Origin of the sequence: Cohaesibacter celericrescens (genome assembly GCF_002866925.1) — a bacterium.
Taxonomy (GTDB): Bacteria; Pseudomonadota; Alphaproteobacteria; order Rhizobiales; family Cohaesibacteraceae; genus Cohaesibacter; species Cohaesibacter celericrescens.
The window spans coordinates 11716-27756 of record NZ_PKUQ01000005.1 but is presented as its reverse complement, the minus strand read 5'-3'; the positions used below and the strand labels follow the sequence as shown (position 1 = coordinate 27756).

General features: G+C 50.7%; 12 protein-coding genes and 1 pseudogene. 10 read left to right on the top strand and 3 right to left on the bottom strand.

All coding sequences use genetic code 11. The annotated features are described in order from the left end of the window. Window positions 1-321: 321 nt before the first annotated feature. Window positions 322-951, bottom strand: coding sequence for a hypothetical protein (locus C0081_RS23055; RefSeq protein ID WP_146006399.1), 630 nt, complete (start codon window positions 949-951; stop codon window positions 322-324). A gap of 761 nt (window positions 952-1712) precedes the next feature. Between C0081_RS23055 and C0081_RS04215 the strand changes: the two genes are divergently transcribed. Both C0081_RS04215 and C0081_RS04210 read left to right on the top strand, forming a co-directional pair. Next, a complete protein-coding gene (locus tag C0081_RS04215; protein ID WP_101532561.1) occupies window positions 1713-3125 on the top strand; it encodes a hypothetical protein in 1413 nt (470 codons plus the stop codon). Window positions 3126-3295: 170 nt separating this feature from the next. After that, the gene (locus tag C0081_RS04210) at window positions 3296-4825 is read left to right on the top strand and encodes an LA2681 family HEPN domain-containing protein (RefSeq protein ID WP_101532566.1); all 1530 of its coding nucleotides are present in this window, start codon (window positions 3296-3298) and stop codon (window positions 4823-4825) included. A 932-nt stretch (window positions 4826-5757) separates the two neighbouring features. On the opposite strand, the gene C0081_RS04205 is transcribed toward C0081_RS04210, so the two are convergent. Then, window positions 5758-5940 (bottom strand): transposase domain-containing protein, encoded by a 183-nt coding sequence (locus tag C0081_RS04205; RefSeq protein WP_101532560.1) that lies wholly within the window; start codon window positions 5938-5940, stop codon window positions 5758-5760. 511 nt (window positions 5941-6451) lie between these two features. Here C0081_RS04205 and dmeF point away from each other — a divergent pair. Together dmeF and C0081_RS04195 are read left to right on the top strand one after the other, a co-directional pair. Further along, window positions 6452-7468 (top strand): CDF family Co(II)/Ni(II) efflux transporter DmeF, encoded by a 1017-nt coding sequence (gene dmeF / locus C0081_RS04200; protein ID WP_101532559.1) that lies wholly within the window; start codon window positions 6452-6454, stop codon window positions 7466-7468. 57 nt (window positions 7469-7525) lie between these two features. Beyond that, a pseudogene (locus tag C0081_RS04195) lies at window positions 7526-7727 on the top strand (IS30 family transposase); the annotation flags it as partial. Between the two features lie 487 nt (window positions 7728-8214). Here the strand turns inward: C0081_RS04195 and C0081_RS04185 are convergent. After that, window positions 8215-9153, bottom strand: a complete 939-nt coding sequence (locus C0081_RS04185) for a LysR family transcriptional regulator (protein ID WP_101532557.1) — start codon at window positions 9151-9153, stop codon at window positions 8215-8217. 214 nt (window positions 9154-9367) lie between these two features. Between C0081_RS04185 and C0081_RS04180 the strand changes: the two genes are divergently transcribed. The 6 genes from C0081_RS04180 to C0081_RS04155 all read left to right on the top strand — a co-directional run bounded on the left by C0081_RS04180 (window position 9368) and on the right by C0081_RS04155 (window position 16017). Beyond that, window positions 9368-10966 carry an ABC transporter substrate-binding protein gene (locus tag C0081_RS04180; RefSeq protein WP_180966754.1) on the top strand — a complete coding sequence of 533 codons (1599 nt, stop codon included), beginning with the start codon at window positions 9368-9370 and terminating at the stop codon, window positions 10964-10966. A 208-nt stretch (window positions 10967-11174) separates the two neighbouring features. Further along, a complete protein-coding gene (locus C0081_RS04175; protein WP_245417856.1) occupies window positions 11175-12194 on the top strand; it encodes an ABC transporter permease in 1020 nt (339 codons plus the stop codon). Continuing rightward, window positions 12194-13123 carry an ABC transporter permease gene (locus C0081_RS04170; protein ID WP_101532555.1) on the top strand — a complete coding sequence of 310 codons (930 nt, stop codon included), beginning with the start codon at window positions 12194-12196 and terminating at the stop codon, window positions 13121-13123. The genes C0081_RS04175 and C0081_RS04170 overlap by 1 nt, the downstream gene beginning before the upstream one ends. A 17-nt stretch (window positions 13124-13140) precedes the next feature. Further along, complete coding sequence (locus C0081_RS04165) at window positions 13141-14061, top strand: ABC transporter ATP-binding protein (protein ID WP_101532563.1); 921 nt, start codon at window positions 13141-13143, stop codon at window positions 14059-14061. Then, window positions 14058-14837, top strand: a complete 780-nt coding sequence (locus tag C0081_RS04160) for an ABC transporter ATP-binding protein (protein ID WP_245417855.1) — start codon at window positions 14058-14060, stop codon at window positions 14835-14837. The genes C0081_RS04165 and C0081_RS04160 overlap by 4 nt, the downstream gene beginning before the upstream one ends. A gap of 133 nt (window positions 14838-14970) precedes the next feature. Next, a complete protein-coding gene (locus C0081_RS04155; RefSeq protein WP_101532554.1) occupies window positions 14971-16017 on the top strand; it encodes a dipeptidase in 1047 nt (348 codons plus the stop codon). The last annotated feature ends 24 nt before the right edge of the window (window positions 16018-16041 follow it).

Here is a 16041-nt window from a genome sequence, read left to right as displayed (position 1 = left end):
GACCATTTTTTTGTCTCTATTGTTGCTCGAATGACTCAAATGGGCTCATTGCGGCCTAGTGCAACGCGATACAGATGAGGTCGACGGTGGCCCTGCCACATGTATTTCTCGGCCCATTCCTGCCATTCACCAGTGGCGATTTCCTAAAAGCCAACTTCCCCATTCCGGACATTTGACTGAAGCGCAGCATTTTCAGTGATGATATGACAGATCGGTGGACGAAGGGGACCTTCGCGGGATCTAGAAGCACATTCTGACAGCTCAGCTTGTTTGGGCCAGATAGCAGCTCGGGCATTAACTTGTCGAGGAAGAAATCTATTTCTATTCTTGTCGAAAATCTCTGGTCAACATCTGGGATGCAGTGGATGCGACGTTGATGTTAGCGCCTGCTATTTGCGCCGCAGCTTCCCGTCCTTGCTCGGCGAATTGTTGTAACCGATCTCGCAGCGCGTGGAGGTTAGTAGTATCTATAAACAATCGGATCGCGGTTCCTTCGAGATCTGTTTCGAAATCCCTCTTGCCGTCTTGATCAAGCTCAATGCCCCCACCTCCAGAGCAAAGAAAGAAGCCTCCGCCGTTGCGACAGATGCGGCTGGTCATGTAGAGGCCGTACCCAGAATTGTTCCACAAATCATTTCCTCGGCCCGCAAACGGGTTACCCGAAACCCCTGGCATTAGCGCCATCTGGAGAGCTTCGGTTTCTGTCAGCTCCTCGAATGTGGAGTTCCTGATCAAGGCCCTATGGATACCAATCCCATCATCGACAATTCCAACTTCGACTTCATGGCGTTGGGGCCAATATTGGGCGCAAAAATGGATTAGTTCAGAATCACTGTGCTCAACAACATTCCTCATAATTTCACGGATGGAATAGGTCAGGGTGTCTAGCAGTTCGCCTTCCAGATGGCGCGTAAGAATCCCAGCCAACTCCGCAGCCTTGCCTTCAATCACATCGCCGACCTCTTGAAAGGTGTCGAGCGCCTCTTGGTGTATCTCGTTTACGTTGAGGTCGCTAATCGGGACGTATCTGGAATTCCCCGGCGCTTCCCCCGGAGCGTTTCCGTGTTGCAGCCCGAAAGACCGAAAGAATCCGAAATACGCAGCGTATGAATGGTTCTCATGCTCTCGAGCCAGTCTTCGAGCATCAGGCCTTCTCGCGCGAAACTGGCGTAAAATTGCAGAAAGCAATAGCATTGAGAACGGCGAAAACCAACGTTCTCTCCCAAAATGGAATTCGTATTCCTCGGCTTCTGGGAGGTCTCGAAGTACGCAAGCAAATCTAGCAAGGCTCGTCGGCGACAAATCGTAGGGAAGGTCCACTCTCATCCAGATTCTCTTCTATAATCGATGTGGGCTGGCGCGAAAAACCCATCTGAAATTCTACTAAAGATTGTAGATAGCTGAAAAATGCTTGTCCAACTACACCCAATTAGTTGGGCATCCCATTAGCAGCCTTTCGTCAGTGTGCCCAGAAGGTTCGGCTTCCCTGCGCTCTTCGGGCATTCAAGCCTAGCATAGGTCATTGCCAGACCCAGCCCAAGCCGTCGGTCGACTGCGAACAGTGATAGACCGAAAGGCGCGAGGATCTGGCATGAGCAGCTACGACGCCTCCTCGACTGAGAGCAGAAGGTCGTACCAAAGCCAACCTTGGCAATCCATTTACGATCTGTCACTGTCCAAAAGACAATAATAGCAGTGCTAGGGAGTTTGCTTTGAAAGAAATTTCCAAAATCCGCTTTAATGCAATTGCTGGCTACGCGCGAACCCCGAGGGCCGCGCTGACTGGTGAGGAATTGGCTTACTATGAGGTAGAAGACGGGAGCATTCTCGGCCTGCTTATAAGAGACCGGACTGATGGCGACTTCGCTGGGATGGCCTTTGGCCGGGACGCGAAACTGCGCTTTCGATGGACTTCCATGACTGATTTCCTTGAGGATCCGGAACTGGCGCGAAACGCATTGGCAGAGCTGATGGCTAACTTGCTGGAGGAGCCGGATGAATTTCATCACCAAGGTGACGAAAAGGGTGAACCAGTCGATTTCTTTACTCCAGTACACCCACCCGAAGCTTTGCACCCGGACTTCCATCAGATCGCGACCGAAATCGGTTTTTTTCCTGCCCGTGGCATAATCGAACCCATGATGCGCTGGCATGAGGATCTCGATGGCAACTTCGTTGAGCAATTCCAGTCCACCGCTTTCGACCAGCGGATTTGGGAACTTTACCTTTTCGCGACACTCATAGAACTCGGGTTTTCCCTAGATACAGCGCATGCCGTGCCTGATTTCATAGGTACAAGCTTGTTCGGGTCCATTGCCATCGAAGCGGTGACGGCTGGACCGACCCGGCGTGGCGCAGAAATCGTTCCACCACCACCCGTCGAGACTGAGGAACAAATGGACGCGTATTTGCGGGATTATATGCCAATCAAGTTCGGCAGTCCATTGTTCAGCAAACTAAGAAAGAAATACTGGGAGCAGAAGCAGATCGCTGGTATGCCCTTGGTGTTTGCGATTGCAGATTTTTCATCGCCCGGCTCCATGATCTATACCCGTTCCGCGCTCGAACGATATCTCTACGGTTTCTCATTCGATACGGTGCGCGATGAGCAAGGAAAAACCGTAGCAAAGCCCGTAAAGATCATTGAGCACCGTTGGGAGGATAAGGTGGTGCCTTCAGGCTTTTTTGATATTCAGGATTCGGAACATGTCAGCGCCGTTATGTCCACGGCCGCGGGCACGATCTCAAAATTCAATCGAATGGGGATTCTGGCCGGATTCGATGCAGGCGACGTTTTGATGACGCGCACCGGCACTGTCGTAGATCCCGATCCCCAAGCAACGAACCCGCTGTTATTCAAGGCAATCGTCAATGCAGACGGGTACCATGAGAGCTGGGTGGAAGGGCTCAACGTTTATCACAACCCACGCGCCATCACCCCACTTGAGGAATACCTAATACCTGGTGCCGCACATCACCATTGCGACGAGGAAGGCAACTGGAAAACAACGGCTCCAAGATTCCATCCTCTGGCATCCAATACCAAAATCCTAGGTGGCGTGAATGTAGCTCAGGTGCTCGCAGATTTTGAAGGACCGGCGATCCAGTTCTGGAAAAAATCTTAGTGGAAAGCCTTATCTTGCCGGTCCATTTGATATTGCCCTCTTCGCCGTTGCAGTCCCTTGAGCATCCGAGACGGTTACTCCGGATTTAGAAGAAAGGTATATCAGTCACAATGTCCAACCAATCCGATCTCGCATCTCTGAACAAGAGATGCGAACGCAGAATCAACAAGATGCCTGACGTCGAAGCGTTCGATTATATCGGAAAGTTAATCGATGACTCGCACGACGCGTCATTTGCACGTGGCGCGACGCGGGCGTTGTACCTTCTCGGGGAGCTGGAAAAACGCCCGCTCGCCGAGAAAGATGCGGTGCTGGCGGAGTATTTTCGGGCTAATGCTTGGGCCGCGCGATCGCACATCGCCAATGTCCGCCAGTCCTGGGCATGGGAGTGCCCAGAGATTCAAGAGGAGATGTTGGCGCTCTCGCGCGCCACCTGCCATCCGGGCTTTGCGATGTTGGAAAAAGAGCGGCGCTGCCAGATTATCACCAACCGCGCCAATCTGCTGAACGTCGTCGGTCGTTCGATTGACGCCATCTCGGGTTGGGATAATGCACTGCGAATCGAACCGCAGTTCGCTATGGCCCTCGGCAATCGAGGATCTGGTCTGAAGCATTATGCTGGCATGGTCTTCGACGATCACCAGCGCGCCATCCTCGCGCTACATGCCTATGACAGTCTGCGCTCTGCGATAGAGCCAGAAGCGGTGTACGAGTGCGTCGATCCGCAGCCTGTGATCGCACAGTTCAAGGCGCTAGCAGATCAACTCGAGGGCACGCTCGATGTTGAAGCCGTGCGGGCGATCCTGCGGCTCGACGAGGGCAAGAAATGTCGATCAAAAACCGAGCGCACATATCGGCAATGGTGCCTCGACACGCGGCTGTTTCTTTGTCCGCTGAACGACCTCGGATCAAATCTCATCGCAGCGACCGATGACCTGATGCTGCCCGGCATCACCGAAGCGTTTGACGAACGGCCTGGCGACTCTTCGCCGCCGCCAATCATTGGCTTCTTCAGCCAGATGAAGCAAGAGTATGCCTCGGCGCGCTATATGCTGTTCGAAGGAATGAACAGCTCGCGCTTTCATTTTTCCGATCGCGACGTCACGCTTACTGACACGCTCGACTATCCGCTCTACTCACTCGCGAGCGAGCGGATCCGTACCGCGTTTCGCATCGCCTATTCTTTGCTCGACAAGATCGCCTTTTGGGTGGACCGATATTGGAAGTTGGGCAAGGTTCCGGAACGGATCAGTTTTAAAAATGTCTGGATGGTCGAGAACAAACCACGGTTGCTGCCGCAATTCGAAAACTCGAACAACTGGCCGCTACGAGGACTCTACTGGTTGTCCAAGGAGCTGTTCGACGATCGTCTCAAACAGACCACGGCGGCGGACGCCCGCGAACTCCATGCGATCCGTAACGCCCTCGAACACACCTATCTTCGTGTAAGCGAGGGTTGGGCCAAGCCGTTCATGCTCGGTACACCTAGTGCCAATGGATTCGGCATCGCGATCGGTAGTGACGAATTGGAGGCGAAGGCCATTCGGGTCATGCAAATCGCCCGATCGGCCCTGTTTTATGTGTCATTTGCTATCGGCCACGAGGAGCGGGATAAGCGGCTCGCCAATCCGGATCATCTGGTCTGCTCGCTTCCGCTTCACAGCCTACAGGACAAGCGCAAGCATCGGGATCCGCACTAAAGTGTTGGCAATAGCCGCTTTCGGCCCAGAGCCGCCGTTCGTCAACGATCATCGGCTGCATTGCAGCTTTCGCATTCCTGCCATTCGTGCAAGCCGCAGCATTTTGTCCGATCAAACTCACACTATGCGGACCTTCCGGACTTTTGCTGCATAGCAGCGATTTGGGTCCCATCGGATGGATGTCTGACAAAGAGGATAGGAAGCAAGCGTTCGCCATGTTGCATGATAATGAGGCGGCAACCATTGAAAGCACTCAAATTTGAACAGGGGGGCTCTTATTGTAAGGTGACATTGGATTCGTAAGTTTCAACGGATCTTGCCAGTAAGCGAACCAAAATCAAGTTTATCGCGTGATCCTAATTGGAGTCATATGAGCTTGTTGCATTGATACCATGATCATTTGAAAGCTGTTCTTGGCATAAAGCATTGAAAGCACTAAAAGACAGAAAATGAGATAAAGAATCATGTTTCTTATGCATCATAAATATAATAAAGTTTTATCAGAGAATTTGTTTTTTATGTTATCCTTCTTAACGTATTAATACCAGTTGTGTATTCTTTTATAATAAAATTATTTCGTTTTTTTGTGAATTTTTATGATCACCGTTTACTTTTAAACACCACTACTATGTCATTAATTTTTATAATGAATATGTTTAATTTATACGCCATTTCGAAAGTTGATTTCAAAAATAAACTATTACTATTATTATTGATATTCCTGAATTTTCTAAGTTTCTTTGCTGCTGGAAACGTTTCTTTTGTGACTTTTATTCCAAACATCCACTATCTTTACTTAATCATTCTAAATTTTTTGTGAAATAGGGGTTGATCGTAATACAAAGTAGTTACATCGTAAGTGGCCCGACCACAACTCCTTTTGGATCTGGCTGGATGCAATCAAGGTTTGTTATAACGTAAGCATCCGTCGCCTACGCCTCTGGCTCAGAATTCCAAGGCAACAACTCGTCTATCTTGTTGATTTTATGATCAGCATTGCGATCGAAAACCCAAGTGGCCCAAGCCTGTGGGGCGACGCCATTGAGTTTGGCATTTTCAATTAGGGTGAAAGCAATTGCCACGGCTTTGCTACCACGGTCAGAACTGGCGAACATCCAATTTTTCTGCCTGTAGCCGTTTTTACTGATCACTGGTTTATTGCACTTGCGATAATATCTTTACCAGAATTGGCAAGTCTGGGCTCACAGCTGACTCATGCACCGCAACAATGTTGCGTCATCAGCGCCAAATTCAATTAGAATTGACGGCCCAAACCCGACACTCGTCAGATCTGAATGCCGCAACGCAAATTCCTCGAAGCGGCCATTCATGCAAGACGCAGCAATGTTGCGTCTACAGTGGCGGCTGCGCGAACTTTCCAGACCTATATTACATTACTGGGGAAACCAACCTCAGTTGATTTCCGTTAAGTTTGCAGCTTGGTTCCATCTGTGTTTGGATGATCGCGAATAGCGTTTGGATACGACTCAGTTCGAGGTGTCCGGTTAACCCAACAAGGAACCAAAATGGAACGCAAGGTTTTTGCCAGAGTGGCAATTTGTGCTGCAGGATTTGCCCAAGCTTTAGAAATAACCAATCTCCCTTTGATTGAAGGGGGGCATTCTGATGCACATTTACCAGCTTGATAAATGGAAACACGATCATTCCTTTGTAGATCTGGAAGCCAGCCAGGCAAATGAACGACGCACGCTTTATGTGGTTCTGCTGACTTTCGTGATGATGATAGTCGAGATCGCTGCCGGTATGATGTTCAACTCTATGGCCTTGTTGGCCGATGGCTGGCATATGGCGTCTCACGCTGGTGCGCTTGGTTTATCGGTCTTTGCCTATAGGTATGCTCGGAAGCACGCTAACGATGCCAGTTTCACGTTTGGGGTTGGCAAGGTGGAAATTCTCGGAGGCTATACCAGCGCCGTCATCCTCGGTGTGGTTGCCTTGCTGATGGCATGGGAATCCATCGACCGGCTTTTCAACCCGCAAAGCATTGCCTTCAATGAAGCCATGATGATTGCGGCTATCGGCCTTGTGGTCAATCTGGTTAGTGCCTTTATGCTTCACGGCGATAGTCATCATCACCATCATCATGGTCACTCTCATGGGCACCACCATGACCACAGCCACGTCCATGATCATCATCATCATCATCACGCTCATGGAAACGATCATCAAGGAACAGATCATAACTTGCGGGCCGCTTATCTGCATGTGTTAGCCGATGCCTTTACTTCTGTTCTGGCCATTGTTGCCCTATTGATGGGTAAGTTTTACGGCTGGAATTGGATGGACGCTCTGATGGGGATAGTTGGCGCTCTGGTCATCAGTAAGTGGGCCTATGGCCTTCTGATCGACACCGGAACCATCTTGCTCGATCGTGTAGAAGCGCCTCATCTGTCAGAAGATCTGAAAAGCCGGATTGAAACAGACGCAGACAATCGGATCGTCGATATGCATATCTGGCACGTGGGCAACGGTAAGTACTCCGCTATCTTGTCGCTCGTCACCCATCACCCTAGAGGAGCTGAACATTATCGGGCTCTGGTCAAGGATGTGAATGGGCTGGCCCACGTCACAGTTGAGGTCAATGTTTGTGAAGACGAGGCATGCTTGCCTGTTTCTGGATAGGTGTTGGCTTGCCAAGTTGATACATCGGCCCCATAGCGCAGGTGTCAGCAATGGGCTCGCAAGTTGCCCAAAGAGCTTTATCGCTCGCTGACTTGGGACCGTGGCTGTGAAAATGGCTGGGCACAAAGCATTCACCTTGACGACCGATATTGAAGTCTTTCTGTGCGAGCCTCATTCGCCGTGGCAACGCGGCACAATCGAAAATACCAACCGGCTGCTACGTCAGTACTTTCCAAAGGGCACAGACTTGTCCATACATAGGTACATAGGTACATAGGTACATAGGTTCCTATCTCCCTCATGATCTACGGCCCGCCACAACCTCTCGGTGATTGCTACGCACTCACCTGCCGGTCAGTGGATAGTGCATTTCGCCGTTGATTTTGACGAATACCTCATCCAAATGCCACTGCCACTAGGGATTGGATAGCGACCTTTCAACTTGTCTCTTCAGGATCTCTGACGTAAATATTGGACCGAACCTGTTCCACCAAAACAGGATAGTTTCATAGCTCACGTCGATGCCGCAACCATGTAAAATATCTTCGACATTTCGAAGGAAAAATGGGAATTGAACATAGAGCATCACAGCAAAGCGAATACTCTTTGGGTTGGTTTTGAAATAGCGAGCTGGAGAGCATTTTGTTAACTTTCGAAGATGATTCACCGCCCTCCCCGTCTCAAGCAATTTCATCTGACAAGACCCTCTGAAACCTACAAAGCATCTCTGCATGGCCACTAAATTTTTATGTCAGCTGGAATTGATCCAAATGACTGATGCAGGGATCATCCAGTAGACTTGACCAAATTTTTTTAATGAGTGGAGAGGCCGCATCGCGTTTTTTATATACCCAGATATCGAGATCCAAATCATATTTTCCGCCGCCGGCTAGTGCCAACTGGCCAGAACGAACAGCGTCATGCGCGCTGCAAGCGGGCAGCCAGAGCATTTTCTTTTCCATGACTGCCAACCGTTTAATGAACTCACATGTTCCACTTTGCGATGTGCTCACGAACTTCGGATCGTGCTTTGTCATTCGTGAAAAAATGAGGTCTTCAATTTTAGAGAAATAACCAGTTTGCCCATAGCCGACATATTCCAATCCCCCCTTTGGCGGATTGTCCAAATCAAACTCCGGTTCGCCATTCTCATCAAGAACATTACAAAGATGCATAACATCTTTGCCTAAGTTGATGGAATCGAACTCATGTTGCTCGAAAAAAGCAGGCACCTGTGGATGATAGTAGAGCAACACCATATCCATTTTGCCGTCGCTGAGCATTTCGATCATTTCGTAAAAGTCATAGGTATCAATCGAGACAGAAAAACTGCCGCATTTCGCCTTGATTTGTTTCAGCCACTCAGGAACAAAACTAAGGGCCAAGGTGGTCGCCGCCGCGAGGCGAATATCGGGCGCAGAGCTGGTATTCCGGCGTTGAAAGTCCAAACGATTAAGCTGCAATTCACGCAATATATTTTGCGCCGTATCGTGAAAAGCCAGCCCCTCGGGCGTCAAAGACACCGGATAGCTGCTGCGATCGAAAAGATCAGCCCCAAGCCATGTCTCCAGCGCCTTGATGCGACGAGAAAAGGCGCTTTGTGTAATAAAACGATCTTCTGCGGCCTGAGAAAAGCTGCCGGTTTTGCTCAAAACTAGAAAATCAGTCAGCCAATTGGTATCCATTGCCCACTCCTTGAACGTGTGCGGAAATTATAGGCACTCAAAAATATTATGCAAATTTTGCATAACAAGTCTGTTGGTTGGTTTCAACGATTGCATATAGGGTAAATTGTCACCTAAAGCAGGATCCTACTCACCAAACGAAGTTGGGACTGTTTATCATCCTACAGGCATATGCCCGTAACCTTAGTTTGAGATTTCCAGAGGGAGCAATATTGTGAATTTCTCATCCACCTTCAAGAGTGTGTCTCTGGCAGCCCTGCTGGCTGCTTCCGTTGCCATTCCAGCAATAGCAGAGACCCCCAAAGATACTTTTGTGATTGCGCGCAACACCGCCGATGCAATCACCCTTGATCCGGCTGAATGCTTTGAGTTCACAGGCGGGCGCATCGTAGCCAACCTATATGAGCGTCTGTTCCTGTTTGAACCTGACAACCTGACCAAACTGGTTGGTGGCATTGCAGAATCCTATGATTTTTCCGAAGACGGCAAAACCATCACTGTCAAATTGCGTGATGGCCTGACATTCCATTCCGGCAATCCGGTGACTGCAAATGATGTGGCCTATTCGCTTGGCCGCGCTGTCAAGCTCAACAAAACACCGGCTTTTATCATCACCCAGATCGGCTGGACACCGGAAAATATTGCTGACGCGGTAAAAGCTGTTGACGACAGCACCGTTGAAATCAAAATCCTTGCCAACATGTCACCTGCACTGGTTCTGAACCTGTTGTCATCAGGCGTGTCTTCCATCGTTGATATGAAGGAAGTTCAGGCCCATGAAGTCGATGGCGATATGGGCTATGCATGGCTCAAAGACCATTCCGCAGGCTCGGGTCCATACAAACTGAAAACATGGAAAGCCAACGAACTGGTTCTGCTCGATGCCTTCGAGGATTACCGTCACGGCGCACCTGCTATGAAACGTGTTGCCATCCGTCACGTTGCCGAGCCATCTGCCCAGCGTTTGTTGCTGGAAAAAGGCGATGTTGACGCCGCCATGGAATTGACGGCCGATCAGCTCAAAGGTCTTGCTGGCAACCCCGATGTGTCTGCCGAGCAATATCCCAAAGGCTATTTGATGTATTTGGCCGTCAACATGGAAAATCCAATTCTTTCCAAGCCAAAAGTACGCGAAGCTTTGCACTATATTCCAGACTATGACGGCATGGTCGGCTCTTTCCTCGATGGTCAATATAAAATCCACCAGAACTTCTGGCCGGGCGGCATGTGGGCTGCTGTTAATGACAATCCTTACAAGCAAGACCTGGCAAAAGCCAAAGCATTGGTGGCTGAAGCCGGTGTTGAGCCAGGCGCTAAAATCACCATCGACACACTGAACAAATCGCCCTTCACCGAAGTGGCTCAAAGTGTGCAGGCAAGCCTTAAGGAAATCGGCATCGAGTCTGAAATTATTCTTTCCGACGGCAAAACCCTTTGGCCCAAATACCGCGCCCGCAAACATGAGTTGATTGTAGCGCGCTGGGGTCCGGACTATTCCGATCCACATTCCAACGCCGATGCATTTGCCCATAACCCCGACAACAGCTTTGAAGCCAAACTGACCGGCAAGCTGACATGGCGCAATGCTTGGGATGCCAAAGGTCTGACCGAACTGACAGATCAGGCAGCGTCTGAATCCGATCCTGCCAAGCGTGAAGCCATCTATGCAACGCTGCAGAAAATGGTGCGTGAGGATTCCGCCTTCACCGTAATGTTCCAAGCCATCGGCACATTCGGTCAACGCTCCAACGTCAAAGGTTTTGTAAATGGAGCAACGTCTGACCAAGCCTACTATCGCACTGTAACCAAATAACCGAACAGCTGTTTCCACTCTTGCTGCAAACCCATCTGCAGCAGGAGTGGCGGCCTTGTTCGCATGCCACCCCAATCACCAGGGGTGTGCAAATGGTGTGGATTGCAAAACCTTCCACGCGGCCGTGCGCCGCGTGATCACGGGTAACTTGTGCGGGATAGCCTTAATGACCAATACCTCCTTGGTACAAAAACCAGCTCTAGATTTCATGCCCATTTGGACTGTGATGAAAAAAATAGGTGGGGGCATTACGATGCTCATTCTCACCTTTATCGGCCTCACAGCCATTACGTTTGTCATCGGACGCATCATGCCCAATGACCCGGTGGTGGCCATTGTTGGAGATCGGGCTTCCAAAGAAGTCTATGAAGCCATGTTCCTGCAACTGGGCCTCGACAAGCCCATTTGGGAACAATATCTGATTTTTGTCGGCAACATTCTTCAGGGTGATTTTGGCCGCTCTGTTATGACCACACGACCGGTTATAGAAGACATCGCCCGTTTCTTTCCCGCAACGCTCGAACTGGCCACCATCGCCACTTTGGTCGGCATCATCGTCGGCGTGCCTGCTGGCGTTTTGGCCGCTGTCAATCATGGCAAATTATTCGACCATATCGTGCGAATTCTCGGTTTGCTAGGCCATTCCATCCCGGTTTTCTGGCTCGGCATGGTCGCGCTATTGATATTCTATGCAAAGTTGGATTGGGTCGCCGGACCCGGCCGCATCGATTTCTATTTTGACGGCATTGTTGATCCGGTCACTGGGGTGATTTTGATTGATTCCGCTCTTGCCGGAGAATGGGAGGTCTTTTCCAACGCTGTTTCCCATGTCATTCTTCCCGCCTCTATGTTGGCGATCTATTCCCTTGCCTATATCGCCCGCATGACGCGATCTTTCATGCTTGACCAGCTGAATCAGGAATATGTCCTGACCGCCCGCGTCAAGGGACTCAAGGAAGGCCAAGTCATCTGGACCCACGCCTTTCGCAATGTCTTGGTGCAACTGATCACCATCATCGGCTTGACCTACGCCAGCCTATTGGAAGGCTCTGTGCTCACCGAGACAGTCTTTGCGTGGCCGGGTATCGGTCAGTATATCACCAACTCTCTGTTTAATGCCGACATGAACGCCGTCATCGGCGGCACCTTGGTGGTCGGCCTATCCTTTGTCGGCATCAACATGCTTTCCGACATGCTCTACCGAATTGTCGACCCGAGGGCCAAATAATGACCGACAGCGCAATCAAATCTACAAAAGGCATCAAGGCGTGGCTGTTGGCCGACTTCCCTGACAATGCCTTTCAGGCTCGCTGCCAGCGCGCCTATATTGGCTGGCTTTCCTTTAAAACCAACCCCATCGCCATGCTCGGACTTGGGATTGTTACCTTTCTTTGTCTGGTTGCCCTGTTCGCTCCGATCATCGCCAGCGGCGATGGCTCCACCCAAGAGTTGTCCAACCGCCTCCAGCCCGCCACCGCCCAGCATTGGTTCGGCACAGACGAACTGGGCCGGGATGTCTTTGACCGCATCGTCTGGGGTTCCCGCATAACCCTGTATATCATCTTTCTGGTGTCCATCATCGTCATGCCTATCGGCCTGATCATTGGCACCACTGCTGGCTTGTTTGGCGGCATTGTTGATACAGTACTAATGCGCATCACAGATATTTTTCTGGCCTTCCCACGGCTCATTTTGGCATTGGCCTTTGTGGCGGTGTTAGGCCCCGGTCTGGAGAATGCTGTTTTGGCCATCGCCATAACCAGTTGGTCGCCCTACGCTCGATTGGCCCGAGCAGAGACACTCACTGTGCGTAATTCCGAGTATATTATGGCCGCAGAAATTATGGGAGCTTCCAAAACGCGACTTCTATTTTTTCATATTATGCCGATGTGTTTATCCTCAACCATTGTGCGCCTGACGCTCGATATGGCCGGCATTATCCTCACCGCCGCCGGGCTTGGTTTCTTAGGCCTTGGGGCTCAACCACCACTGGCCGAATGGGGTGCAATGATCGCAACTGGCAGGGACTTTCTGCTCGATCAATGGTGGGTGCCGACCATTCCTGGCATCGCCATTCTTACCGTCTCTCTGGGCTTTAACCTTCTTGGCGACGGCTTGCGTGACGTGCTTGATCCACGCAGCAGTGCGGGGCATTGATCATGGATAGCAGCAATATGAACACCTCTAATCAGCCCGATGGCGCCCCGACCAATGCAGCAAACAAGGGTGAAGCGCCGCTCATATCGGTGAAAAATCTGCATGTATGTTTTGCCACACCCAAAGGGCCCGTGCATGCGGTGCGTGGGATCAGCTTTGACCTTGGCCGCGAGCGATTGGGCATTGTCGGTGAATCCGGTTCAGGCAAATCTCAAACCGGCCGCGCCTTATTGCGCTTGACCGCAGGCAACGGCTCCATCGAGGCAGATGAGCTGCTTTTTGATGGCATGGACTTGATGCGGGCGGATGAAAAGTGCATGCGCAGCATCCGTGGCTCGCGGATTTCCATGATCATGCAAGATCCGAAATATTCGCTCAATCCGGTGATGACGGTCGGTGCCCAAATCGCCGAATCTTGCCGTCAGCATGAGACCGTATCCAAATCCGAGGCCAAACAACGCGCCCTTGCAATGCTCGAAACCGTCCGCATTCGTGAGCCCGAGAAGGTGTATCGTCTTTACCCCCATCAAGTATCTGGCGGTATGGGACAACGCATCATGATTGCCATGATGCTGATTACCAACCCTCAGGTGATGATCGCGGATGAACCAACGTCGGCGTTGGATGTGACTGTTCAGATGCAGGTTCTGGCCCTGCTTGACGATATGGTGCGCGAACGCGGCATGGGTCTTGTGTTGATCAGCCACGACCTGCACTTGGTCTCCAGTTTTTGCGACCGGGTTCTTGTCATGTATGGCGGCCGCATTATGGAATCTCTGGACGCCAAACATTTGGACAGGGCTAAGCATCCCTACACCAAGGGTCTGCTCAATTGCCTGCCTCGACTAGACGGCACCCATAGCGACTTGCCCGTACTCAAACGGGACCCCGCCTGGATGACGGACGATCTCGATCTGCAGCGAGGAGAACAGTCATGATGATTTCAATTGAAAATCTCGGCATTGTCTTCGGCTCAAGAAAGGCCGAAATCAAGGCTCTCAAGGATGTAAGTTTGACTGTTGCCGAGGGCGAAAGCTATGGATTGGTCGGTGAGTCTGGCTCGGGAAAATCGACAATCCTGCGCGCAATGGTTGGGATATATTCCCATTGGACCGGCTCAATCATGGTCGATGGTGAATCGCTCGGCCGCAAACGCTCTGTGGCTTCGCGAAAACATATGCAAATGGTGTTTCAAGACCCCTATGGCTCGCTGCACCCACGCCGTACCGTCGATGACACCCTCAAAGAACCTCTGGTGATCCATCAGCTGGACAACCACGACGAACGCATCGTTAAAATCCTCAATGAAGTTGGCTTGGGACCAGAATTCCGCTTTCGCTATCCCCATCAACTCTCAGGAGGACAGCGACAACGCGTCGCTATTGCCCGGGCGCTGATTCTGGAGCCACGCGTCATCCTGCTTGATGAACCGACCAGCGCTCTGGACGTGTCTGTACAAGCCGAAATTCTCAACCTGTTGTCTGCTCTACGCAAAGCTCATGGTTTGACCTATATAATGGTTAGCCATGATCTAGCCGTGGTCGGTCATCTATGCAGCAAAATAGCAGTGATGAACCGCGGCGAGATCATCGAAGAAATGACTGAAGAGCAATTGCGTTCAGGCAATGTCGAGCAAGCTTACACACGACAACTCTGGACAGCCTCACATGGTTATGACCGTCAAGCACTTAAGAGTTTCAAGGAATTTGCCTGAAGCTCTGGCCACCACCTCTCTGTCGTGACAGGAAATTGTCATGACTTTCCCCAATTCAAACAATTCAGTTATGCCATCTATCAGTGGTGTGACAATGCCGCTATTTGCCATGATACAATGAAAGGGCAGCCCAATGAGCGAACCACTCATCCCAGTTTTTGATGGACATAACGATACTCTTTTGGGATTGACTTTGGCAGAGCGAGAAGGCAAACCCATTTCGTTCTTCGAGAACAATCAGGGCTTTCATATCGATCTACCCAAGGCACAAGCCGGTGGGTTTGCCGGTGGTCTCTTTGCAATGTTTGTTCCTCCCGTCAATAACACCGGTCGGGAACTGGAATTGCATGAAAAAACAACCCCCGTTGATCAAGCATATGCACTGGAATTTACCATGCATATGGTTTCGGCGGCCCTTCGTCTGCAGGGGGCATCAAACGGCGCTGTTACCATTTGCCGTTCTCCCGCCGAGATCAAAGCGGCGATGTCTGCAGGATCTATTGCGCTTGTCCTGCATATTGAAGGTGCGGAAGCCATTGATCCTGACTTTCATGCGTTGGAGGTTCTCCATTCTGTTGGCCTGCGATCCATAGGCCCTGTCTGGAGTCGGCCAAATATATTTGCCCATGGTGTGCCTTTCACCTTTCCCGGCACCCCCGATCAAGGGCCCGGATTATCTGCGGAAGGCCGGGATCTTGTGCGCCTATGCAACAAGAAGTCCATAATGATCGACATGTCCCATCTCAATGAAAACGGCTTTTGGGATATCCAAAAACTCAGCAGTGCACCATTGGTTGCCACACACTCAAATGTTCATGCTCTCAGCCAGACCCCACGCAACCTGACCGACAAACAACTCGATGCCATAGCCGAGAGTAAGGGAGTGGTGGGGCTTAACTATGCGGTTGGATTTTTGCGCGAGGACGGAGATATGTTGAATGCCGACACGCCAATAGAACGCATGTTGAACCACCTTGATCATTTGCTAACAAAACTGGGCGAAAATGGAGTGGCACTGGGATCAGATTTTGACGGCTGTACCGTACCTCAAACTATAGGATCATCCGCTGGCAATCCTACCCTAATTGAGGCAATGCGCACCCATGGTTTCGGTCTGGAATTGATAGAAAAAATTGCATACAAAAACTGGATTAGCCTGTTTGAGCGAACTGGGATGTAGGATGCGTGCTGTTGTGACTCGTCA